The organism is Providencia sp. (assembly GCF_052096715.1).
In the GTDB taxonomy this organism is placed as follows: Bacteria; Pseudomonadota; Gammaproteobacteria; order Enterobacterales; family Enterobacteriaceae; genus Providencia.
Genome location: NZ_JBQDNB010000001.1, coordinates 92314 through 118387, shown reverse-complemented (window position 1 = coordinate 118387; position 26074 = coordinate 92314). Strand labels below are relative to the sequence as shown.

16 protein-coding genes and 1 pseudogene are annotated in these 26074 nt (G+C 37.0%); 8 read left to right on the top strand and 9 right to left on the bottom strand.

The annotated features are described in order from the left end of the window. Positions 1-46 precede the first annotated feature (46 nt). The 3 genes from ACTH6U_RS00545 (at position 47) to ACTH6U_RS00535 (ending at position 7853) form a co-directional block, all read left to right on the top strand. A complete protein-coding gene (locus tag ACTH6U_RS00545) occupies positions 47-5707 on the top strand; it encodes a hemagglutinin repeat-containing protein (RefSeq protein ID WP_441831360.1) in 5661 nt (1886 codons plus the stop codon). 127 nt (positions 5708-5834) lie between these two features. Continuing rightward, positions 5835-6614, top strand: coding sequence for a sulfite exporter TauE/SafE family protein (locus ACTH6U_RS00540; protein WP_441831359.1), 780 nt, complete (start codon positions 5835-5837; stop codon positions 6612-6614). A 231-nt stretch (positions 6615-6845) separates the two neighbouring features. Beyond that, entirely contained in the window at positions 6846-7853 is a 1008-nt protein-coding gene (locus ACTH6U_RS00535; protein WP_294350095.1) for a LacI family DNA-binding transcriptional regulator, read from the top strand. An 83-nt stretch (positions 7854-7936) separates the two neighbouring features. Here the strand turns inward: ACTH6U_RS00535 and ACTH6U_RS00530 are convergent, their stop codons facing one another. The 4 genes from ACTH6U_RS00530 to ACTH6U_RS00515 form a co-directional block, all read right to left on the bottom strand. Continuing rightward, positions 7937-8908 (bottom strand): ABC transporter permease, encoded by a 972-nt coding sequence (locus tag ACTH6U_RS00530; protein WP_294108670.1) that lies wholly within the window; start codon positions 8906-8908, stop codon positions 7937-7939. Positions 8909-8918: 10 nt separating this feature from the next. Continuing rightward, positions 8919-10403 (bottom strand): sugar ABC transporter ATP-binding protein, encoded by a 1485-nt coding sequence (locus ACTH6U_RS00525; protein ID WP_441831358.1) that lies wholly within the window; start codon positions 10401-10403, stop codon positions 8919-8921. Positions 10404-10553: 150 nt separating this feature from the next. Then, positions 10554-11414 (bottom strand): ABC transporter substrate-binding protein, encoded by an 861-nt coding sequence (locus ACTH6U_RS00520; RefSeq protein WP_434720686.1) that lies wholly within the window; start codon positions 11412-11414, stop codon positions 10554-10556. Between the two features lie 142 nt (positions 11415-11556). After that, complete coding sequence (locus ACTH6U_RS00515; protein ID WP_441831357.1) at positions 11557-12630, bottom strand: zinc-binding dehydrogenase; 1074 nt, start codon at positions 12628-12630, stop codon at positions 11557-11559. Between the two features lie 1222 nt (positions 12631-13852). Between ACTH6U_RS00515 and dmsA the strand changes: the two are divergent. The 5 genes and pseudogenes from dmsA to ACTH6U_RS00490 all read left to right on the top strand — a co-directional run bounded on the left by dmsA (position 13853) and on the right by ACTH6U_RS00490 (position 19600). Then, positions 13853-16288: pseudogene (gene dmsA, locus ACTH6U_RS00510) on the top strand (dimethylsulfoxide reductase subunit A). 11 nt (positions 16289-16299) lie between these two features. Beyond that, positions 16300-16917 carry a DMSO/selenate family reductase complex B subunit gene (locus tag ACTH6U_RS00505; RefSeq protein ID WP_294108680.1) on the top strand — a complete coding sequence of 206 codons (618 nt, stop codon included), beginning with the start codon at positions 16300-16302 and terminating at the stop codon, positions 16915-16917. A 1-nt stretch (position 16918) separates the two neighbouring features. After that, positions 16919-17776 (top strand): DmsC/YnfH family molybdoenzyme membrane anchor subunit, encoded by an 858-nt coding sequence (locus ACTH6U_RS00500; RefSeq protein ID WP_441831356.1) that lies wholly within the window; start codon positions 16919-16921, stop codon positions 17774-17776. Between the two features lie 114 nt (positions 17777-17890). Continuing rightward, on the top strand, positions 17891-18493 hold the full coding sequence (dmsD, locus tag ACTH6U_RS00495) for a Tat proofreading chaperone DmsD (protein ID WP_441831355.1): 603 nt from the start codon (positions 17891-17893) through the stop codon (positions 18491-18493). A 765-nt stretch (positions 18494-19258) separates the two neighbouring features. Then, positions 19259-19600, top strand: a complete 342-nt coding sequence (locus ACTH6U_RS00490; RefSeq protein WP_294108743.1) for a helix-turn-helix domain-containing protein — start codon at positions 19259-19261, stop codon at positions 19598-19600. A 427-nt stretch (positions 19601-20027) separates the two neighbouring features. Here the strand turns inward: ACTH6U_RS00490 and ACTH6U_RS00485 are convergent, their stop codons facing one another. From ACTH6U_RS00485 to ACTH6U_RS00465, 5 genes are all read right to left on the bottom strand, one after another. Then, a complete protein-coding gene (locus ACTH6U_RS00485; RefSeq protein ID WP_294108745.1) occupies positions 20028-20681 on the bottom strand; it encodes a response regulator in 654 nt (217 codons plus the stop codon). A gap of 136 nt (positions 20682-20817) precedes the next feature. After that, the gene (locus ACTH6U_RS00480; RefSeq protein ID WP_441831354.1) at positions 20818-21813 is read right to left on the bottom strand and encodes a fimbrial protein; all 996 of its coding nucleotides are present in this window, start codon (positions 21811-21813) and stop codon (positions 20818-20820) included. Positions 21814-21815: 2 nt separating this feature from the next. Next, positions 21816-22547, bottom strand: a complete 732-nt coding sequence (locus ACTH6U_RS00475) for a fimbrial biogenesis chaperone (protein WP_294108749.1) — start codon at positions 22545-22547, stop codon at positions 21816-21818. A 3-nt stretch (positions 22548-22550) separates the two neighbouring features. Next, on the bottom strand, positions 22551-25025 hold the full coding sequence (locus ACTH6U_RS00470) for a fimbria/pilus outer membrane usher protein (RefSeq protein ID WP_441831353.1): 2475 nt from the start codon (positions 25023-25025) through the stop codon (positions 22551-22553). A 150-nt stretch (positions 25026-25175) separates the two neighbouring features. Continuing rightward, positions 25176-25709 (bottom strand): fimbrial protein, encoded by a 534-nt coding sequence (locus ACTH6U_RS00465; RefSeq protein ID WP_294108753.1) that lies wholly within the window; start codon positions 25707-25709, stop codon positions 25176-25178. Positions 25710-26074: the final 365 nt, after the last annotated feature.

Below are 26074 nucleotides of genomic sequence, written 5' to 3'. Positions count from 1 at the left end.
GTTAGATGGCGAGAAAGGCGAAATCCTCTCGAAAGGTAAGTTGGCCTTGACCGGAGATAATCTCAATCTCAATGATGCCATTACACAAGCCGATAAACTCCAAATTCAAGGACAAAATCTCTCCCATCAACGTGGAAAAATGCTGCAAACTGGCAGCGAAAACGGTGAAATTAAGCTGACTCAAACCCTTGATAACCAATCGGGTAACATCAGCAGCCAAGGCACGTTAAATTTGGATGTTAATAAACTGGCTAACCAACAAGGCGTTGTGGTTGCCGCAAAAGCGGGTGCATTAATTTTAAATGCTAAAGGCGGTGTGGATAACACACAAGGTATCCAAGCAAATAATATCACGTTAACAACGCAGAAAAACCGTGTTGATAATAACCAAGGTGAGATTTTAGCCAGTCAAACTTTGAGCCTAAAGAGTGGTGAATTTGATAACCAACAAGGGCGTGTGCAGGCAGGCCAACAGCTATCGTTCAACACTTATGGGCAACTTCTCAACAATAACGACACACAAAAAAGTGGTGGGTTGTTAAGCGGTGGCCGTCTAACCCTCAATAGCGGTAAATTAACGAACCAGCAAGGACAAATCCAAAGCGCAGCGGCAAGTGAATTAACCACTCAAGTCTTGAATAATCAGCAAGGGCAAATTTATTCAGGCGGTTTATTAGATATCAATACTCAGAAAAACAAGGTATTGAATCAAAATGGTGTACTGGCGAGTGAGGGGCAATTCACGCTAAAAGCTAATGATCTGAATAACCAGCAAGGGTTCGTACAAGGCAAAAAAGGCTTAAATATCGATGCTAATCAGATTGATAACCAAAAAGGCACTCTGCTAAGCCAATCCTCAGCACAAGTAACAGGCGCTTCTCTTAATAACCGCGAGGGCACCCTGCAATCACAGGGAAATACTGACTTAACGATCGCGCAAGATATCGATAATCAACAAGGACAGGTATTGTCCGGCGCAGATCTGCATATTGACAGCCAAAGCCTGAATAATACTAAAGGGCTCCTTCAAGGGCTAAACAATGTTGAATTGACTGTCGCACAACAGCTTGATAATCAACAAGGTTGGATCAAAGCCAATGAAAGCCTCAATATCACAGCGCAAAAGATTGATAACCAAAATACGGCTAAAGCCAGTCTGGGTATTGAAGGACAAAATGTTACTTTTAAAACAACAGAATTAAATAACCAAAGTGGTACTGTCCGTTCAGGACAAGCCATCGAGGCCATAGTTGATCAACATTTAAACAATGATCAAGGCATGATCTCCGCAGGTTCGATGCTTACCGTTACGGATAATGCGAAAGGAAAAGCCTTAGCGATATCGAACGAACAAGGGGTGATGGTCAGCAATGGCTCTGCGAGTGTATCGGCGAACCAATTAACGGGCGAAGGCAAGCTTATTGTTCAAAAAGCGTTGACGTTGAGCCTATCACAAGTTTTTAAAAACCAAGGTCGTATTCAGGCTGGTGAACATTTAACCGCTAACTTTGCGCAAGGGTTTACGAACAGTGGGCTAATTTCCAGCCTTGGCGAACTTGTACTCGCCACCACGACGGTCATCAACCAACTTTCCGGTGAAATCAGTGGACAAAGCACCCGTATTAAAGCGAGCGGTCAAGTACTCAATACCGGCTTAATTGACGGTGTGTTAACGCATATCACGGCTAATTCATTGGATAATTTAGGCACGGGCCGCATTTATGGTGACTTTTTATCCATTGCGGTCAAAACGTTGGTTAATGATAAGCAACAGGACAAAGCAGCAGTTATTGCAGGGCGTAAAGAAGTTAATATTGCGGTTTCTGAGCTGTTAAATCGCGACCATGCTTTGATTTACAGTGATGGTGATTTACGTATTGGCAATGCATTAAATGACCAATTGCAAGCCACAGGTCATGCAACCCGAGTGAAAAACCACAGTGCGAATATTGAAGCGGCGGGCAATTTGACGTTAAAAACCGATCTGCTTGAAAACAAAGATATTCATTTAGAACTGACGGATAAACCAATCGAAACGAGCCGTGAGCATTTTGATTGGTTTGATTATGGTAATGGTAAACGTTACAAAATTCAGTCACGTAATGGCAACCAAACCCGCTATGCCATCAATGAAGATGGCACACTTAACAAGGAAGTGGGTATTCACTACGAAAAATCCAATCGCTGGCGGATGTTTGAAAATGGAAATTGGACGAAAGATTTCTATGAATATGATTACGACCGTGTTGTTTATGAAACACAGGTTATCAATCGTGATGCTGCACTGATTACGAGTGGGAAACATTTAACCCTTGATGGGCAACAGCTTAATAATGAAAACTCACGAGTCGTCGCAGGACAAAACTTGATCCTAACAGGCAATGACCTGAATAACGAAGAAGCGCAAGGTATTCGCCGTATTGTTGAGGATGGTAAGACGATTTATCGTTATAAAGGCGGTAAAAAATGGAAAACACGTGAGTCGGTTTATGCATATCAAGGGGTTAATCGTGAAGACGACTTGTCGTTGCATTTATTGGAAGTCACAGATAATGCGGGTGGTATTGATAAAACCCAACTTGATTCAGCGAAAGTTAACAAACTTGATGGCGCAGCAGAGACGGTTTCTGAATCAATCCTAAAAGAAAACCAAGGGACAACGGTTACTGAGCAAACATTAAAAGACAGTAAAAATACGCCTCTCGAACTTTCTGCGGGTCAACAAGTTGAAGTCACTCAGTTGCCCTCTGTTTCGGCTAAAGTTGATGTGACGGATAATAAAACCGTAGGAGCAACGACTCAGGCAGATGATGCCAATGTAGGTCAACAGGTTGAGATCCAAGGCAAAACAGATGCCGGAAAAGGGGAAAATGTCACCACGGAAACTGCGCCTGAAGGTAAAGACAACCTTGATACGGTGATTAGAACGGTTGGACCCAATACAAAACTGCCTGATAACAGCCTATTTAACCTAACGCCGGGCAGCGACAGTCAATTTTTGATTGAAACAGACCCCCGCTTTACCAATTACAAAAAATGGTTATCGAGTATCGATATTGTCACCAACGAGCAACTGCATAAGCGTTTAGGCGATGGCTATTATGAGCAGCGCTTAGTGCGAGACCAACTGATTGAAACTACCGGTCAACGCTTGCTAGGCAATTATCATAGTGATGAAGAGCAGTATCGGGCGTTGTTGACTAATGGCGTCGCATTCGGTCATCAATTTAATCTGACACCGGGCATTGCATTATCACCCACGCAAATGGCGAACTTGACCACCGATATTGTGTGGATGGTCAACAAAGAAGTCACTCTGCCCGATGGTCGCGTTGAGTTAGTCAGTGTGCCTCAAGTGTACGTCCGTGCGCGCCAAGGAGATTTAAATGGTAATGGCGCATTGCTGGCGGGTCGTAATGTGTCTGCTGATATGGTGGGTAATCTTCTCAATAGTGGCGAAATCAGTAGCCGTGAACTGACCGATTTACGTGCAGAAAACATTGAAAATAGTGGTCGACTCCAAGGAAAAGATGTTCAGCTCAATGCATTGAAAGATATTAAAAATGTTGGTGGTGAAATTCGTGGGTTAGACAGCGTATCACTTTCTGCAGGACGCGATATTTTTAGTGAAACCACACAACGTAGCGAGGGCAACGCCCAATGGCTCGATCGCCCTGCTAGTATTTATGTCACTGGTGGTAATGGACAATTGACCTTAAAAGCCGTGCAAGATATCAACTTGATCGCGACAGATATTGGCAATTTAGGTGTCGATGGTAAAACCGCAATTATTGCCGGACGTGATATTAGTTTAGAAACTCGCGATGTCAGTTCTGCATTTGATTACACTCGTAATTCAAATAATTATTATCGTGGTTCAAACAGCACGGAAATCGGTACGCAGATCCAAACTCAAGGGGATTTAACGTTATCCGCAGGACAAGACCTTTCCGCTCGCGCAGCGAATGTGTCTAGTGGCGGCGAACTGGCAGTCAATGTTGGGCGAGATATTAACCTGACCTCCGGTGTTGAAACTCGAGATTATGCGAAGCATACAAAAAGTACAGATAAAGGCTTTTTATCTAGTACGACGAAAGAAAATCATGATGAAGTCAACGAGCGCACGGCAATCAGCAGCACGCTGAGTGGCGATAGCGTGAAAGTGACGGCAGGGAATAACGTGAATATTCAGGGCAGCAATGTTCTGGGCACAAACGATGTTACCGTCAATGCAGGCAACCAACTGAATGTCACTACATCTGACGAGGCGTTGTATGAAACGCACATGTCGAAAACGACCAAATCGGGACTGATGAGCACGGGTGGGTTAGGCTTTACAGTGGGTTCAAACTCACAAAAAGTCACCACCGAAACTGACAGTAATCAGAAAAAAGGTAGTGTCATTGGGAGTAGCGCAGGTAGCGTAACATTGAATGCTAGTGATACCGCATCGATTCATGGCAGTGATGTGATTGCCGCGAAAGATATTAATATCACGGGAAGTGATGTGTCCATCACTGCCGCTGAAAATAGCCGTACTGATATTACCACAGTGGAAAGTAAATCCAGCGGTTTGACGGTCTCGCTAGGCGGTGCGGCAGGCAGCCTGTTAGATGGCATGGCGCAAACGGCCAAGTCAGCGAAAGAAGAAGATGACGGTCAGCTAGCGGCACTTAAAGGGATAAAAGCAGGGTTGCAAGGTGTTCAAGCCGAACAAGCCGGAGAATTAGCCGGACTTAAAAAAGGCGCTAGCGTCAAAGATGCTTTCGGTGTGAATGTGTCTTATGGTAGCAGCTTTTCAAAATCGACCACTAAAACCGAACAAAACACGGCATCCGGTAGCAGTCTCAGTGCGGGGGATAATATTAATCTCACTGCGACGGGTAAAAAAGAGGGAAGCCAAGGCAATATAGCCGTGCAAGGCAGTCAGTTGACCGCGGATAAAGATATCACGCTGACTGCGAAAAATGATATCGATTTGACCAGTGCTAGTAATACGCAAAAAGTGGATGGCAAAAATTCGAGTTCAGGTAGCTCCATTGGGGCGGGTATCAGTACCGGCGGTTGGAACGTTAATGCCAGTGTTAATAAAGGCAGTGGTTTTGAAAAAGGCAACAGTGAGTTTTATACCGATACGCAGGTGGATGCAGGCAAACAATTAACCCTTAATAGTGGCAAAGATACTACGTTAACGGGAGCGCAAGTTAGCGGTGAAACAGTGAAAGCCAATGTGGGCGGTGATTTAACGTTATCGAGCCAACAAACCACGGATAAATACGACTCTAAGCAAACAAGTGGCAGTCTTTCAGGCAGTATTGGTTCAGGAATGAACACAACCGCCTCCATAAACGCCAGCAAAACCAAAATGCACAGTGATTATCAATCCGTTGACCAGCAAACGGGTCTCAACGCTGGTAAGGGTGGTTTTGATATCACGGTTGGCAATCATACCCAGCTTGACGGTGCGGTGATTGGCAGCACGGCAGAGTCGGGCAAAAATAAACTGGATACGGGCACATTGGGCTTTGGTGATATTAAAAATAAAGCGGAGTACCAAGTCGAAAGTCACAGTGCCGGTTTTAGTACGGGCGGCTCACCGTTTGCCGACCAACTGGCGGGTAATGCGGCAGGTTCGCTACTGACGAATGTGAATAATAAAGTTAGCAGCAGTAACACTATTTATTCCACGCTGGTTGATAGTGGGTAAAATAGTATTATTCGCAGCTATGTTTACATAGTTGTCGTTGATTAATATTATTGCACTGAATATATCTCTGGCTTATGCTTTAATGAACTTAGCGTAAATATTGCGATTTTATAAGTAAAATTCTGCCATGCTAATACTGATATTTGAAGGTTTATTGATAGGTTGTTTGCTTGGTTTAACTGGTGCTGGTGGTGGTATTTTGGCGGTTCCTGCGCTAATTGCAAGCCAAGGTTGGAGTGTGGCTCAGGCTGCGCCTGTTGGGCTATTAGCAGTAACACTCGCTGCCTTTGTGGGGGTGATCGAAGGGCTAATTAACAAAAATATTCGTTATAAAGCAGCTCTGTGGATGGCTTTAATTAGTATTCCTTTTGCAAAATATGGCGTGTACTTAGCCAATATTATTCCATCAGTATGGCTAACTTTTGTATTTAGTCTGGTCATGTTTTTTATCGCTTATCGTATTTTTTATAATAAACTAAATGAGTTAGATGATGCTCCTTGTCGCATTAATCAACAAACAGGGCGGTTTATCTGGAATTTTAAAACAGCGCTTATTTTAGGGGGGATCGGTATTATTGCGGGACTATTAACTGGGGCTCTTGGTGTTGGCGGTGGTTTTGTGATTGTTCCTGCATTGTGTAAAGCCACTAACTTAAAAATAAAAAGTATTGTTGCTACCTCGTTAATGGTAATTTTTTTAATTGGTAGTATTAGTATTTCAGTTAATTTATTAAATGGCTTTCAATATCCTATTAATATTAGTGTCACCTTCGTTTTATCTTGTATCTCAGGGCTATTAATTGGGCGAAAAATAATAACATATATTTCAGCTAAAACAGTGCAAGTAATATTTGCTTATACTATTATTATAGTTGCTTGTTATATGTTTTATTTGTCTTTGTTTTAATTAATGAGATTTTTATAATGAAAATTAATTTCATATTCTAACTCGTCAATTTGATTTTGATAATAAGCTTCTTTGAAATGCTACTTATTTTATTTGTTTGAAAGGAAATAGATTTATCTTCATTGATAAATTGGTATAATGAGAAATCGCATACTCATCACGACTGATAATAGCTAAAAAAATTTATATCATATTAATCAGAGTGGTCATTGAAGGTTGACTAATATAATTATGTCTAAACAAGATAGCTCAACAACGATAATTGATATAGCTAAGCGGGCTAATGTGACCGATATCACGGTCTCTAGGGCATTTAATCATCCTGAAATGGTAAAAAAAGAGACCAGAGATAAAATATTAGCGATTGCTCAAGAATTAAACTATGTACCTAATTTTTTTGCTCGTAATCTAAAAAATAATAACAGCCGTATTATAGGCGTAGTTACTGATAGTACGTTTAATCCATTCTATGTTGTATTAATCCAAACAGTTTCTCGATTAGCCAAAGAAAAGGGCTATCAGGTCATGATCTTTGATTCGGATAGTGACGAAAAAGCCGAGCAAACCGCTATTGAAACTTTAGTGAGTTATAAAGCTAGTGGCATTTTATTATCCCCTGTTCGTGATGATAAAAATTATCAACCAAGTTATCTTTCATTAATTGACCAGCACAGAGTTCCATTAGTTTTTGTCGACCGTTCTATTTATGGCTATGGTGAGAAATATTCAGGATTATTTTTGAAAAATTTTGAAATTGGTGCATTAACGGGTGAGTTTTTGAGTAAGCAACATTGTGATAATATTTTAGTTGTTTCTGGCCCTAAAAGTTCTGAAATTAGTATTTCACGTCTTTCTGGAATATATGAAAGTTTTTCTAATCGAAAAAATTTCAATGTGCTTTATAGTAGCTATGTGTTTAATAAAAAAGATGAAGCCTATCTTAGAGAGAAAATTCAGGCGTTTTATACACCTAATATGTATATTGTCGGGTTAAACGGTATTATCACAGCAGGTATGTATAAAATAATTTCAGAGCTCGGATTATCTTGCCGTTATTTTTCTGTTGATTTACCGCCTTATGCAGATACTTATCACTTATCGATTTCTGGTGTACATCATGATTCGGTTTATTTAGGGAAATTAACAGCTGATCTTCTATTTTCAGAGATAGAAAAAAACTCAAATGATAATAGTGAATCTAAACAAATATTTGTCGATGGGAAGCTTGTTGTATATTAAAAAATGATAGTACTAAATAAAAAGGTTCACTCTTATAAAATAAGACAATAAGAGTGAGCCTTTTTATAATAATGAGTATGAAGTTAACGTTTCATTGAGCTAATTAAAGTTGCTCCCCAAATAATAAGTCCTTTCACAATATATTGAACATATGGAGAAATACCTAATAAGTTCAAGCCATTATTTAATACACCTAAAATCATCGCCCCAATCAACGTACCAATAATCATACCTCGGCCACCTGCGATAGAAGCGCCACCCAAAACAACCGCAGCAATCGCATCTAATTCAAAGCCGACCCCTGCGTTTGGTTGACCACTCATCACTCGGGATGTGAAAATTAATCCAGCAAAAGCGGCGGTAAAACCACTAATCACATAGACTAGCATTTTATAGCGTTCAACGCGGATACCACTTAAGCGAGCCGCTTCTTCATTTCCACCAATCGCATAAATATAGCGACCAAATGGAATGTGATTTAAGACGACATAGAAAATAAGATAAAGGCCAAGCATTAATAAAATTGGTACTTGAATACCTAATAACTCTTCACGCCCCCAAAATGCAAACTCTTTGGGTAAACCTGAAATTGGATAACCTCCGGTATAAATTAAGGCTAAACCTTTGGCAATAATCATTGCACCGAGGGTTACAATAATAGGTGGCATTTTTCCATAGGCAGCTAAAATGCCATTAATAAAACCAAATGCAATACCCGAAAGTAACCCTAATGCAATCGCAACAGAGGGGTCCATGCCGTAATATTTCATTAAACCGGCCATTAAGGTTCCGGATAATGCCATTACTGCACCAACAGATAAGTCGATACCTCCTGTCAATATGGCAAACGTCATACCGATGGCGATAATGGCGTTAATGGAGACTTGACGCGCAATGGTTGATAAGTTACTTACGGTTAGAAAGTGTTCATTGAAAATGGACATACAAGTGAATAGCAGCACTAAGCCCACAAGAGGTAAAAAGGCAGGTATCTTTGTTAACTTGCTAAAGTTTAACTTATTTTTTGTTAGAGGAAGCGTATTTTCATTAGACATAGTCGTTATCCTATATAATATTGCCAGCCGCATGCACCATTATCTGAGTTGAGTTAATATCATCTCCACTTAACTCAGCGGCAATTTCACCATCTCGAAAAACTAAAATGCGATCACTCACACCAATGACTTCAGGTAATTCGGATGAAATCATAATAATGGAAATACCTTTTTCGGTTAATGAGCGCATCAGCTGATATATCTCTGATTTTGCACCTACATCTATTCCTCTTGTGGGTTCATCAAAAATAAGAATTTTAGCTTGTTTATTTAGCCAGCGAGCAATAACAACTTTTTGTTGATTTCCACCGCTTAATGTAGAAACCGGAGTATGAGGCTCTGGTGTTTTTACTTTTACTTGAGAAATTAAATCAATGGATAAGGCGAGTTCTTTTTTATTTTGAATTAAAAATAATTTTTGGACGTGGTTATTTAGCCAAATATTTTCTTTAACAGAAAAGGGGAGTACGAGACCTTGGGTTTTGCGGCTTTCGGGTAATAAACCAATACCCAATTGTAAGGCAGCTGCCGCTGATTTTATTTTGACTTCTTTACCTTCTAATAATACTTTTTTCTGATAACATTTATCCGCACCAATCATCGCTAAAATTGTTTCAGTTCGACCAGAACCCACTAAACCTGCAAGTCCTAATATTTCACCTTTTTTAACTTGGATTGTATTGATTGGGCTTGTCGAGAAACGTTGAATTTGCGCATCTAGAATGATTTCTTGTTCATTAAAATGGCGTTTATGTGGATAGATATTTTCAACTTCTCTACCTACCATCATTTCGATAATAACGTCTAAATCTGTATCATCTACTTTACGCGACCCAATATATTGCCCATCACGTAACACACTGATAGTGTCACAAATTTCATAAATTTCTTCTAAGTGATGGGAAATAAAAAACATACCAACCCCTTTTGATTTTAAATCGCGCATGACATCAAAAAGGTGATTGGCTTCATTTGGGGTTAACGTAGCGGTTGGCTCATCTAAAACGAGAATTTTAGCGTCTAATGATAATGCTTTTGCTATTTCAACAAATTGTTGTTCAGCAATACTCAAATGGCTGATAGGTTCATCGATATTAATATTAACGCCTAAATCAGCTAGGATAGATTGAGATTTTTCACGCATTAATTTTCTATCTAATAATCCCAATTTGTTTTTTAGCTCTCGATTTAAAAAAATATTTTCAAATGCATTTAAATAAGGAATAAGCGAAAATTCCTGAAAAATAATACCGATACCGGCTTTGATTGCATCTCGATAATTATGAAATACATATTCTTGGCCTTCGATAAAAATCTTCCCACTATCTGGTTTATGAATTCCACATAGCACTTTCATTAATGTTGATTTGCCGGCACCATTTTCACCTAGTAGTGCATGAACTTCTCCCTTTTCTAGGGATAGATTAATGTTGTCGAGTGCCTTAACCCCAGGGAAAGTTTTACTGACATCTTTCAATGCTAATAATTGCATCATATTGCTTCCCTATGTTTTTAAATTGCCTAAAATTGGGTAACAAAATCATTTGAAATAGTGATATTCCATATGTATTAATTATTATGAAAATGTATTGCATCGAAATAGTTAAATAACGAGTGCAATACATTTATTATGGCTAACTAAACATTACCAACGGAAATCTTTAGCATTTGTTTTATCAATTAATTTAACATCAATAGGGACTTCTTTAGGGACATTTGCACCCCAATATTTTGCTAGACCCATTGCTAAACCAATACGTACTTGGTCACGTGGGAATTGTGCTGAAGTAGCAATAAAAGGTGAATTACCTTTGGCAATTTCAGCAACCGCTTCAGGGGAACCATCAACGCTGACTAGTTTTACATCTCGGCCTGAGGATTCAATTGCCGCTAACGCACCTAAAGAACCCACATCATTGACACTGAAAATACCATTTAGTGTTGGATTCGCCTGTAACATATTTTCGGTTACGTTCATGGCTGTATCACGTTCTTGCTTACCATTAAGTTTGGTCACAATTTTAATGTTTGGATATTCTTTCATAGCGGCTTCAAATCCGCGGACACGCTCAAGGATAGGAACAACAGGGATGCCATCAAGTATCGCAACATTTCCTTTACCGCCTAAAGCTTCCCCTAGGTGTTTTCCTGCCATTAAACCTGCATCATAGTTTTTAGAACCAACGAAGGAATCAATAGGGCCATTAGCTTGGGCATCGATGGCGATAACGACAACGCCGGCTTTTTTCGCTGCAAGTACGGCAGTTTCAGCACCGACGCTATCGGCTGGGTTAATTAACAGAATATCGATTTTTTTCTGTAACATATCTTCGATATCGCTGGTTTGTTTTGAGACATCATGGGCTGCGTCAGAAATATATAATTGTGCGCCAATATCACCGGTTGCACTTTCTAACGCTTCTTTCATGGTAACGAAATATTCATTATTAAGTTCTTGAAATGACATACCAACTGAAACAGGCTTTGCCGTTGCATTAAATGCCATACCTAAAGTTATTACACTTGCAGCTACAGCTAATGTTTTGAATTTACTCAACATAAGATGTTCTCCTAAAAGAGCGTTTAGTAATATGTAGGGTATTACTTATTTAGTGTTTATTTATTATTAATACAATCAGTTAATGAATTTATGGCTTAATGATGACTTTTATTGAGTCTGCTGATTTCGCCATAACAAACGCCTCTTCCCAATCATCAATTGAGTAGAAGTGGGTAACGATATCATCAGCACTGACTAAACCACGGCTAAATAGGTCAATGGCAACCTCATAGCTGTATGGACCTAGGTGCGCGCCACGGATATCTAACTCTTTACGGTCTCCAATAATTGACCAGTCAACGGTTGTTTCTTTACCAAAGACACTGAATTCAACAAAACGACCCAATTTTCGGATCATTTCTAACCCTTGGGTTACACCAATTGGTGCGCCAGTTGCTTCAATATAAACATCGCAACCGTATCCTTCTGTCATGTCTTTGACTAATTTAATCGCATCTTCTTTTAGTGGATTGATAACCACATCGGCACCGAATTTTTTAGCTAATTCAAGGCGTTCATCAATCGCATCAATGACAACCAATTTTTTAGGTGTTTTGAGTTTTGCCACTTGGATCATACACAGCCCTAATGGACCTGCGCCAGCAATGACGACGACGTCATTTAAGTCAATGTCTCCTCGGCGAACGGTATGAATAGCACATGCCATCGGCTCAATTAATGCTGCATCTTTTTCTGAAAGCTCATCGGGAATTTTGTGGATAATCGCGCGTTCTGAAAAACGCATGTATTCAGCCATACCGCCATCAGCGACTTCCTTTTGGAAACCGTAAATATCATGGACTTCACACATCCAGTATTTACCTGATTTACAGAAGCGGCATTCCCAACATGGGACAATTTGTTCAGCCAAAATACGGTCACCTACCTTCAATTTGTATTTTTCTGCTGATCCATCACCTAATTCTGCAACTCGACCATAAAATTCATGTCCCGGTACAACAGGCGCTTTTATCCATGGGTTATCTCCCCAGAACATTTGTGCACCATCATTGGCCTTACAGTCTCCTGCACAGATCCCACATCCATCGACTTTGATGACAACTTCTCTAAACCCTGGTGTTGGTTTTTTGATTGTTTCAAAGCGGTAATCATGGGGGCCATGACAGACAACTGCTTTCATTTTTTCAGGTAGGTTACTCATGTTCTTAAACCTCACTCTTGATTTTAACCCTAATGTTGACGTCAACATTAAGCGTTTATTTAGTATGAAAAACATTCTGTTTTTAACGCTTAATCATCAATAACGATACTTATGTAATAAAAATGAATCTCTAATGTTATAAATAAAATAATTTATTTTTAATATGACGACGTCGTCATTTTTGATATTGAAGTGATAAAAAAGTAATAAATGTGACTTATATCTTAATTTATGTGTTTTAATTTTCTACTTTTCACTAAAAAGTGAGAATAAATGCAAAGTATTTTAGGTAATCGAAGGATCTAAATTATTTTGAAAAATGATTAGTTTTGTTAAATAAATAGATTGCCTATTTAAGCTAGAAGTATAGTTATTTTGTTTTTTTTCAAAAGGAGATAATTTATGCAGAAACATTTCAGCTCAATTTTTTAATTGTAATTGAATGAAATTTTTATTGGGTTAAGTGATGACGATCTCGTGATTTTTTGATAATGAGAATTATTATTTATTAGTGTAAGTTAATTTGATGCTTTCATACGTAAATTTAGCATGATTTAGTTTGTCGTAAATTTTATTTTTGGTTTTATATAATTAGTTAAATCTTGCTGTGTAAGATTAATTATTCTTAATTTTTAATTATATAGGTTAGTCGTTATTTTATGTAGTACATAGTTTGTTTTATCATTATAAATTTGAGGAAATAAATTTAATAACGATTTACTTATTTTGGTTGCGTTATAAGTAATTGAAAAATAATGTTTTTTGTGTTTTGAGTGTATTGTTTAATTAAATAACACATGGGTGTTAAAATAACTAAGTATGGATGGAAATATTAAATTAATTACTAATTACTTTAACTTAATTCAGTGTGTAACAGCCAAGTATTGCGATGTTGCATTTCTTTTTTTGTCCTAAGGTATATATCAATCAAATATAAAATTTACGTTAGGGTATTGTTTTAATATTATAAATTAGGAAACAAATAATGTGAGTATGTTCATATAAATACAATAGTTTTTAGACTTTATTGATGTAAAACAATCTCTCAATTTCATAGCTTGATAAGATTAGCTAAATCAAAAATCCAATAATATCCAATTTTGTTTTTAACAAATTTCATGACCTGATGACTGATAGCTGAAATGTGTTTTATACAATTTTGATAAAAAAGTCATTTCTACCATTTAAGTAAATTTAATCAAGTGAGCAATGTATGGCAAATATGAAAGAGAAAGCATTAGATTTTGCTCCTCTTACCCGTCGTGGATTTGTTAAAGCAGGAACTATCACGGGTTTGGCTGCGGCGGCTGGTGGGTTTTCTCTCCCATTCAGTGCCTCAGCAGTTGAAGAGCAAAAAATAGCCAGCCCTACTGGGGATGAAAAAGTTGTTTGGAGTGCATGTACCGTTAACTGCGGAAGCCGTTGCCCATTACGGATGCATGTTGTTGATGGTGAAATTAAATACGTTGAAACTGATAACACTGGTGATGACGTTTACGAAGAATTTCATCAAGTTCGCGCTTGTTTGCGTGGACGCTCTATGCGCCGCCGAGTGTATAACCCTGACCGCCTGCGTTACCCCATGATGCGAGTGGGTAAACGTGGTGAAGGTAAATTTAAACGAATTAGTTGGGACGAAGCATTTGATGCTATTGCCGATAATATGAAGCGCTTAATTAGCGATTATGGCAATGAATCTATCTATCTGAATTACGGCACCGGAACTTTGGGCGGCACTATGACAAAATCATGGCCGCCGGGTGCAACATTGATTGCACGTCTAATGAACTGTTGCGGTGGTTATTTAAATCATTACGGTGATTATAGTACTGCGCAAATTGCTGCCGGACTCAATTATACTTATGGTGGTTGGGCTGATGGTAATAGTCCTTCTGATATCGAAAATACAAAATTAGTGGTGATGTTTGGCAATAACCCTGGTGAAACACGTATGAGTGGCGGCGGGGTGACTTATTTTGTTGAGCAAGCGCGTGAAAAATCAAACGCTAAAATGATTATTATTGACCCACGCTATACTGATACTGGCGCGGGTCGTGAAGATGAATGGATTCCAATTCGTCCAGGTACGGATGCTGCATTAGTTAATGCATTGGCCTATGTGATGATCAAAGAGGATATGGTCGATAAACCTTTCCTTGATAAATATTGCGTGGGCTATGATGAAGTCACCATGCCTGCTGGCACACCTAAAAATGCACATTATAAAGCCTATATTTTAGGGGAAGGCCCAGATGGGCAAGCTAAAACCCCTGAATGGGCAGCAAAAATTACCGGTATTCCTGCTTCGCGTATTGTGAAATTAGCGCGTGAAATTGGCAGCGCTAAACCTGCTTATATTGTGCAAGGTTGAGGGCCACAACGTCGTTCTAATGGTGAATTAGCCTCGCGCGCAATTTCTATGTTGGCCATCTTGACCGGAAATATTGGTATTAATGGTGGAAATACGGGTGCCCGCGAAGGGTCCTACAGTATCCCATTTGTTCGTATGCCAACTTTCACTAACCCAGTTGAAACTAGCATTTCAATGTTTATGTGGACCGATGCAATTTTACGTGGTCCTGAAATGACAGCAACTCGTGATGGTGTACGCGGTAAAGACAAACTTGATGTACCTATCAAAATGGTGTGGAACTACGCCGGTAACTGTTTAGTGAATCAACATTCTGAAATCAATCGAACCCACGATATTTTGCAAGATGAATCTAAATGCGAAATGATTGTGGTGATTGATAATCACATGACTTCATCAGCTAAGTATGCGGATATTTTGCTACCTGATTGTACTGCATCAGAGCAGATGGATTTTTGTATGGATGCCTCTGCCGGTAATATGTCTTACGTTATTTTTGCCGATCAGGCGATTAAACCACGTTTCGAAAGTCGTAATATCTATGAAATGATGAGCGAACTTGCCAAGCGCATGGGAGTTGGTGAAAAATTCACCGAAAACCGTACTCAAGAAGAGTGGTTACGTCATTTATATGAGCAGTCACGTGAAGCGTTGCCTGAGCTCCCAACTTTTGAAGCTTTTCGCGAGCAAGGTATTTTCAAAAAACGTGATCCAAAAGGCCATCATGTGGCTTATCAGAGCTTCCGAGAAGATCCCGTTGCTAATCCTCTCACGACACCTTCGGGCAAAATAGAAATTTATTCTTCTCAACTAGCCGAATTGCAAAATTCTTGGGAATTGGATGCTGGAGATGTGATTCATCCACTGCCAATTTACTCTGCGGGTTTTGAGCAATTTGGCGATCCATTAATGGAAAAATTTCCACTGCAACTGACAGGATTCCACTATAAGTCACGTACTCACTCCACTTATGGCAATGTTGATGTATTAAAAGCGGCCTGTCCTCAAGAGCTGTGGGTCAATCCACAAGATGCGGGCAAACGAGATCTTAAACATGGCGATCTTGTTCGTGTGTTTAATGATCGTGGAGAAGTACGCGTGAAGGTGAAGGTGACACCGCGTATTTTACCGGGTGTCGTAGGTTTGAGTGAAGGGGCTTGGTATGACCCAGATGGTAACCGAGTTGATCATGCGGGGAGTATTAATGTGTTAACCACGCAGCGTCCATCGCCACTGGCGAAAGGGAATCCATCGCATTCTAATCTTGTTGAAGTTGTTAAGGCTTAAGGGTGTCAGTTATGTCAACGCAATATGGTTTTTATATCGATTCAAGTCGTTGCACTGGCTGCAAAACCTGTGAGCTAGCGTGCAAAGACTTTAAAAATCTATCACCACAAGTGAATTTTCGTCGAATTTATGAGTATGCGGGAGGCGATTGGACCGAACAAGACGGTGTCTATTCACAAAATATTTTTGCCTATTATCTCTCAATATCCTGCAACCACTGTGATGATCCTGCTTGTGCCAAGGTTTGTCCGAGTGGTGCAATGCATAAACGCGAAGATGGTTTTGTGGTGGTGAATGAAGAAGTGTGCATCGGCTGTCGTTATTGCAGCATGGCTTGTCCTTACGGTGCACCGCAGTTTGATGAAGAAAAAGGTCATATGACCAAATGTGATGGTTGCTATGAACGTGTCGCAGAAGGTAAAAAACCGATTTGTGTGGATTCTTGCCCATTGCGTGCTTTGGATATGGCTCCAATAGAAGAATTGCGTGAAAAATACGGTACCTTGGCGGAAATTGCACCATTGCCATCTGCTGAATATACGCATCCAAACATTGTTCTAAAATTGAATGCCAATAGTCGCCCTGTCGGTGATACCACCGGGCATCTGGCTAACCCGGAGGAGGTATAATATGGGATCGGGAATTCATGAATGGCCACTAATGTTTTTTACGGTGATTGGCCAAAGTGTTGCAGGGGCTTTTATCATGATGGCAGCGGTGCTGCTAAGTGGAAAGCTCTCTACTGATTTGGCACGTCAAATAAAACTCAGCATGTTTGGGCTATGGTTGTTGATGGGTATTGGTTTTCTCTTATCAAGTATGCATATGGGAACCCCAATGCGTGCCTTCAATGCTTTCAATCGCTTAGGTAGTTCTTCATTAAGTAATGAAATTGCTAGTGGTGCTTTATTCTTTGCCTTTGGTGGTTTGTATTGGCTGTTGGCGGTACTGAATAAAATGCCTGCGGCACTCGGTAAGCTGTGGTTGATTGTCGTGATGGTTTTGGCTGCCGTGTTTATCATCTCAATTTCACGTGTTTATTTAATCGAGACGGTAGCAACGTGGGATAATGGCTATACGATAGTGAATTTTATCCTGACCGCATTCCTTGGTGGTCCGATATTAGCAGCATTATTGCTGCGTATTGCGGGATTTGATTTACAGTGTATACGCCGAGTTCCTGCGGTGAGTATTATTGCTCTGTTAGTCGGTATCTATGCCGCTATTTCACAAGGCTTTGAGTTGGGAAGTATCCAAACCTCAGTACAAAAAGCGGTAGATTTAGTGCCTGATTATGGGATGTTGATGGGTATTAAAGTGATTGCTGTTGCATTGGGGCTAGGTTGTTGGATTATGCCATTAGTGGCGAAACGTAATCCATCCGTTGCTATTATGGCGATTGGCTTCTTATTCGTCTCTGTCGGTGAATTCGTCGGTCGAGGCGTTTTCTATGGCTTGCATATGACTGTAGGCATGGCAGTTAACTAGACAGTTAACTATGTTATTGACTAAAGCGTGATATTTTAGGTTTAGTAATGAATGCTCAGTTTGTTGCTAAGCCTTTTATATTAGATACATCACAATAAGCGAAATTACATCATTATGAGTGAACAATCATTAAATAACATTTCCTTGACCGCTAGAGTTCTCGGCGCTGCATTTTATTATTCTCCATCTGCAATCCAAGATATTACAACTTTATTATCGTCAAAGGCGTGGACTGAAAGCTGGCCCTATGAATCAACCGAGTTAAAGCAATCTATTGCACAGCAGCTTGCTGTTACGAAAACAGCGAATGAGACTCTGGATGAAGCTTATCAGCGATTATTTATTGGTCCTTATGCATTACCTTCACCACCTTGGGGCTCAGTGTGGTTAGATAACGAAAAGGTATTATTTGGTGATTCGACATTACAGCTTCGAGAGTGGATGCAGAAAAATAAAATTGATATTCATTTAGCGCAAAATGAACCGGAAGATCATATTGGATTACTTTTTATGATGGTGGCTTGGGTTGCTGAAAATTGTTCGTCAAAGTTACCAGAATTACTGACTGACCACATTTTACCTTGGAGTTCCCTGTATTTGGATAAATTGCAACAAAATGCCGATTTTCCTTTCTATACTGGGCTCGCAAGATTAGCTAATCATAGCTTGATAAGCTGGCAGCGAGATCTCAATATGCATGAGTCTACAGTGGTGTGATTTAACAGAATTTTGTCAAATGATCATATTATTATATAGAGTATAAGAGAATTAATTTAACATTACTAAATCAGTTCATATAGTAATTGATTTTAGGTTTTTTAATCTCTTATTACTGCAAATTAATTATGAAAAATCAATGATTTTAAGGGTTTTGCGCTACTATGTATTGGTATTTTAACTTATTTATGGGTTATTATTCTGCTATCTTCATTGTTGATATTAGCTATATAATTTTTGAGTATTAATAGATTTAGTTCATAACTAGATGGGAATTATATTTATTTTCATTAGATTCCTTGAGTTGAAATGTTATTAACCTTGTTTTAAATGATAGGATACTATTTTTTTACTCTAATTAAGGGTGGCGGGTAGTTTATTGTTTTTAATTTTAGTTTGTAAATAATTGTTTATGTTAACTGTGATAGTGTAGCTTCATTTGAAAACTATAATATCATTTTTTATTTATATCTATTGTGATCGTTAAATATTCAAATACAATAATAACTAATGTGAAATGAGTAAATATTGTATGTTTTGATTAATATAATATTAGTTTAAATTATCGCTTTAAAATTATTTGTAAATCATATTCTTTGTAAGAATATGAAGGGAGATGAGGTTTTTTAAAATTATAAAAGGTGACCGTTGTACTTTAATTAATTAAGGTATTCCTTATATTTTTCTAATTTTATCTTTGTCATAATTTAATCTGAAATATAATGAAGTTTTTATTAATTAATAACATAAAGGTTAAATTCTTACATGAAAAAAAGAAAGGATACAGTGTATTATATCAGTCAATTAGTTGGTAAATGTCTACAAGAGTACCGGCTAGAGACAGGAATGAGTGGTGAGGAAATCGCCAAAAAATTGGGTGTCAGTCAGCAACAATTATCTCGCTATGAAAGGGGTGAGAATGCATTAACTGTTGATGTTTTATTTAAATTCATTTTAATATTAGGTATTAATTTTCCAGAGTTTTATCAAAGACTATTTTATATAATTGGACAGCATCCTAAGCTTTCTCGCTATATATCTGATTTAAATGGTTTTGGTTGGGAGTTAGATGATTTAAAGTATTATTATACATCTGCTATAGTATAAGGGATTATTTTTATACTATTATGATGTTTTTGATATTTTTCTATAAATAGCGAGATTAGCATTTTATTTATCCCTTCTTCATCTATGTGGTACACATAGGCTAGAGCATATTTATCGTTGTATTCTATTCGCTGATTATTTTAATGATAATAAACTAATGGCTAGATGTTTATTCAGGATATCTTATTTATCTTAGTTGATAGAATAAGATATTCATTAGCTATTAATTATCAAGACTCGTCAACTAAGCTATATTTTATACAAAATTAAATTTTAGGTAGATAGTGAAAATATAGTTTTTCATTGCTATCTAGGCGTTGCTTAGTATCAAACAACGCCTAGTTATCTATAAATTCAGAGAATAAAAATATAGATATGATAGAAATCAGGCGGGATATTTGTAATGGTATAATGTATGGGATAGGCTTTAATCAAATAAGCGATTAGTCACACAGTAACTGACTAATGCTTGGTTGTTATCAACACCAAGTTTTCGCATAGCTGCATTTTTTTGTAAACTAATCGTTTTATCACTTCTATTTAGTAGTTTAGCAATATCAACAATAGATTTTCCTTGGATAAATAACCTTAAGACCTCTAATTCGCGGGGTGATAATGTTTTTACTTTTTCAGGGAGTGTTACTGCATTACGGCTTTTTACTGTCATTACCATATCAGTTACAGGTAGTCGATATTGACGGCCTTGACCCGCTAATGTAATTGCTTTGATAAGATCAGCTAATGGTGCCTCTTTTGATACAACAGCAGAAACTTCAGCATCATAGAGAGATTGAATAATCATAGGATTAGACACCATAGTCAAAACAACCAATGCGATTTGCGGATATTGGCGACGTAAGAAACGTATATAATTCTGGCCATCACTTGAATGGGTGTTATTTGGCATCATATAGTCGGTAACGATAACATCGACTTCATTTTTTTTCAAAAAAGTGAGTAATTCAGAGTCGTGAGTAAAGCCGCCTAAAATCTCTAAACTTGTTAATTGAGATAGTGTTTCTTTTAATCCAGATAAAACAATGGGGTGGTCATCAACTAATACTAATCTGAGTTTTTTCATTATCATTACTCGTTATCAGAAGTTCAGTATTCAATATAACACTACGAAAAAAATGTCAACTCGTGGTGTTACTTCTACATAATTAAAAAATATTAGGCTAGGAAACCCAGCCATTATAGATCTTGAGCTATAGTTGTTAATAAGAAACCACGGCCCGTATTGTTTTAGAAAAAGGTCCCGAACTAATTGCACTTCCGGGAATTTTTGTGAGAGTTGCAGTATAGGGTAAATTAACAGTAGCAGAAGGTAATATTTCACCAATATAATAATTTTCATCATAAATTATTTCTCCGTTATTGTCATTTAATACCGTTTGTAAACCATTTCCCATGTCTAAATGAGTGCCATTTATAACTGTATTGTTATTTGGCTCAAAACGAACAGAGATGTTCAAACCTGTCTCACAATCTTGTGAAACTCCCATATTCAAATTAAAAGAACGGCTAATGGCATCTCCATCGTTCATTTGCTTGGGTGATATGGCGCCAAAGTTAACACTTCCACCGTTTGAAGCTGTTACATTAACCGTAGGGCTAGGACAAAGCATTGTTAGATTGCCCACAATTCGAATATAAATAGGTGCGCCAATATTTCTTCCTTGATAATCGACATGTGATCCTAATAAAAACACACCGGTATCAAATGGTTTTAATTTATTTTCACCTTTTTTAACCGTGAAGGTATACCTGAGACCAATAGTTTTTGTTGTTACATTATTCGGGTCTTCTGTCCATGTGCCGACATACATATTAGGGATTGTAGCGTTTGTTATGGTAGCTTCTGATGATCCACCTAATGTATATCGCTGAATAACTTCAACCCCGCTGTTAAGTAAAGTTTCTTTGATTGCGGATGAAGTTGTATTTTTGAAATATACTGCGTTTTGAGTTTCTGATTGCCCAGTAAACTCACAAGTTAATCCAAAAATTGAGCTATTTGTTGTAGCTAGTGTTGCACCTTGTGCTATTGCACTTGAACTATTTGTTATATCAAAACTAACAGATAGATTAATGGAATCAGCACCAGATGAAGAACGGCAATCGTTAACAGCTGAAAATGTTTGAAAACTCAACATCACTAATATGAACATAGTAATTGAGTTAATTGATATTATTTTTTTATAAAAAGACATCATTACCTCTTATTATTTTCATCTATTAGGTTACAGGACATGCTATGGCAATTATAGGTCAATGATTTTGGCGTACCATAATCATCAATATAGGTAATAGCTATTGATGATAATCCTTGTTGTTTTTCAGATAGTGAATATGTCACTTTATCATTAGGTTTAACTACAATTTCTTGAAAGTTTGGTACCTTTTTTAGGCTATCATTTATATTAATGATGACAACATGATAAGGTGTTGGATTAGTCAATTTTAATGATTTACCTACTTTTTCTAATTTTAATTCTTTTTGCCAATCCCCATTAGGATATTTAGTTAGTCCACTAGGGCGATAAAATAGCTTAAAACGTGATTGAATAACAATTTCAACCGCATTTTCTAATTGTGTTTTTGGCGGAATGCCGAGCACATTGAAATAGAATAATGATTCCTGATTTTTAGGCAGAGCAAGATCATTTTTAGATATGCTAATTCTAACTTGCTTCTTTTGTGCAGGCTCAATCCGTTGTAGTAGCGGAAGTGCAATTAAAGGCTCTGAAATTTTCTGTCCTTGTGAATTTTCTATCCATGATTGCAGCAAATATGGTGCATTTTTATCGATATTTTCGACAACAACACTAACTCCTTTATTAGCTTCATCATATATAATCCGAGTACGGTCAACCGATAAGGAAGCTTGTGTATATGTACTTATTAGTATAAGAGTACTAACTATTAATTTAAGTTTTTTCATCATAATTTATTCTTTATAACAGGTTAAGTTTTTTATGTTTTTAATGTCAATATTATTTGTTATTAATTGACAAGATTGGTTTTTATTCCATTTAACATTTAAGTGTTGGTTTAGTTGAATGCCAGATAAATAAACTTGGCCTTGTTCTGCAATCATTCCTAATAAATCATCTTCATTCTCACCATATACTAGGGCTCCAAACGGTGGTGTCTTACCATCCGGAAAGCTAATTGTTAATAACGCTTTTTCACCCATAATTGTTTTTAATTTTGAATAACCTACAGCACCATCAGTTAAAGCAGACTCAACAACGTTATCATCAATGCTGACATTAGATGGAATATTATTTAAATCCACATACTGAATAGCTCTATAATAGGTTGGAACATTACTTATTCCTGCTAAACCAAAATTATTTGTAATCGATTCGTTCGAGTTAATAGAAATATCTTTTGCTTTATTTGTATCAATAATCATTCTGGCTTGATTCTGGTATACTCTTTTATGTATAACAGGGCCTTGGCTAGTAATTGTCAATGATCCATCTAATGTTCCACTTAGTGAATGATAGTCTTCACTATATGAACCATTTGTTTGTAACGTGCCATAAGGTGTATCACGATATAATGAAGCATTCATTGCTATATTTTTATAAAAATCCCTAGTAGATAATCCTAGGTCAATATTGTTACCATCATATTTCGTGTGATAATTAACATTATTGCTATATTTTTTATCTATATCGTTATATGAACCATAATATTGAATTCGTGAATCATTACCCTCACCAAATGGAATGCTTAATGAAAGAAATGCTTGCTTAGAACGATTACCTTTTGCATAGCGATTCTCACCAATTGAAAAAGATAATAATGCATTATTCATATAACTATTTTTGATGGTTTTATTAAAAGATATATTAAATGCATTGTTTTTTTCTTTCTCATTCCAATAACTTTCTCTTGAATAACTGAAACTTATATCTGAATTTAAATCAATAATTTGTTGAGTAAATGATGTTGTAAAGACATTTTTTTGTCGGTAATGCGAGTTTTCAGAATTATCTTTGAAATCAATGAAATCATTAACAGACATAAAACCCTCATTAGAAAACTGATATCCTGTTAAGTTTAATCGACTCGAATTTGAAAAACGTTTTGCATAATTAATACGATAACTTTTTCCATTATCTAATTTGGCTTCTTCTAATTTATTTTGAGATTGTGTTATATCAAATGATAATGCACCAAAATTTTCCATGTTAATACCAGTGCCTAGGTTATAAGCATGATATTCATTGTTCGCAGTTATGAATGCTCCGCCATACATCGATAAATTATTTAGTAATCCCCATGAGATTTCTGTTGAGATAAAATCATTATTACTATTTTTATACCCCATTGGATTTAACTGCCCAGCATTTAGCTTATATTGCAACATTCCAGGGCGGGTCAAAAATGGGATGTTCGTTGATGATATTTGGTATTCACGAACTGAACCATTTTCTTCTGTTATTTTAACATCAATAGTACCTGATAAAGCAGAGCTTAAGTTATCTATAGAAAAAGGCCCTGGTGCCACTTTAACTTGATCTAATATACGGCCATTTTGGGATATAGTCACAGTCGCATTACTTGTTGCTGTTCCTGTGATGCTTGGTGCATAACCTCTTAAAGATGAAGGTAACATTTTTTCATCTGTAAATATACTTATTCCATTAAAACGTACTGAATCAAAAATTTGACTTGAAGTATAATGTTTACCCATGAAAATTTTTGCTGAAAGAGTTGGTAAGTCTGTAAATAAATATGATTGAATCCATTTAAAATTATTTTGTCGTGTGTTATTAAAATCTTTTTGATATTGGTAATTATTTCGTAGTCGCCAGCGCCCAATATTTGCTCCGACGGAACCAAATGAGCTTATATTATGTCTACTTTCTGTGTTTTTATATTTAATATAATTATCAATAATATTATAGTCAAGAACTAAGGCATTAACTCCTGTTTCCCTAAGCATAGGAGGCACCCAATTACTATCTTCGTAGATAAAATAGGCTTGAGGTATGGATATTAGTAGTTCTTGTCTTTCATCATCAAATTGTACTTTAATATTTTCATCTTTAGCTGATAAGTCATAGCATTGCCCCTCACTCCAAAATGGAATGCTTTTAGTGAATTTTTCTTTTAATCCAATGACCTCAATTAATTCTTGAGGGATGCAGGGCTCTATTTTTTCATCTTTCTTTAAAAATTTTATTTGATTGAGAAAATTAATTCTCTTACCATTAATTAGTACATTAGAGAAATAAACTCCTTCAGATCGTGTGTTTTCTTCAAAAGGAGTTAAGTCGATATCTGTATTTCCTAAAATAGATAACGCATCCTCATTAAATTGAACAGACTCAGCATTAACATAGTATGAATAAAATAATATACTAGAAATTAAACTAGTCGCTATGCTTTTTTTTATATTGTTCATTTTATTAGTTGCGTACTCGATAAGTTAAATTTAAAAAATCCAAAGGAACACTTAAAATGCAATGCATATATAAATACGCAGCATAGTCCGAGACCTTTGGATTAATTAGGCATTAATAATAATGGGATTTAAATGATTTATATTTTTAGTTTATTGATAATCTAAAACATAAGCGACTGTTGACTTAACTGTACCTGCTTTTGCTGCACCTAGTGCTTGCATACGAGCTGATAAGTTGATGGTATTCGAGCCTGCAAATAAAGTTTGTTCTACATTATCACCTGAAACTAAATTATTACCTTGTCCATTTTGGAAAAGAACTCCGATATTTTCAGCTGTACCACTATTTGCCCATAAATTGCCAGCTGGTTCCATTTGACCTGTAAATGTTACCTTAACTTTAGAGAAATCAGTTCCACTTGCTTCTGGGTCTAAAATACAGTCTTTAAGTTCTAGGGTAAAATCAGCAGTTGGCCCTTGAGCTCCGGCTGACTGAAGTGATGCTACAGGAACAGAACCTAACTGTACTTCTTTATTAACGGATGTAGGCGCAATAGTACAAGCTCCGGTATTAACTGTGCCTTTAAACTCAATGGTGCCACTACCCAAATCAGCAGCAAATGAAGTTGAAGCAGCAGTGAATGTTAATGCGATAATTGAAGATGCTAATAGCGTCTTTTTCATATTGAAAACCTTATTAATAATATAGTTTATATAAACTAAGAAAGTTTCTTAGTTAGTTAGAATAGCTAAATCGAAATTCACATTATTGATATAGCTAGGATTTATTTTACTTTATGTGTTTTTCACTTTATTAATTGAAGTTACTGGATAACATGTACAATATATTATTCTATTATTTTAACGATAAATATAAGGGGAACCTTAAAAAGCGTATCGTTTAAAAATAATGTTACTAGTATAACGTTAGTTACTGGCTAATATATTAATCTATTATTTTAATGATAAATATAAGGAGAACCTTAAAAAGCTTATCACTTAAAAATAATATTATCAGTTATAACTGTAGTTACTGGACAACATGTACA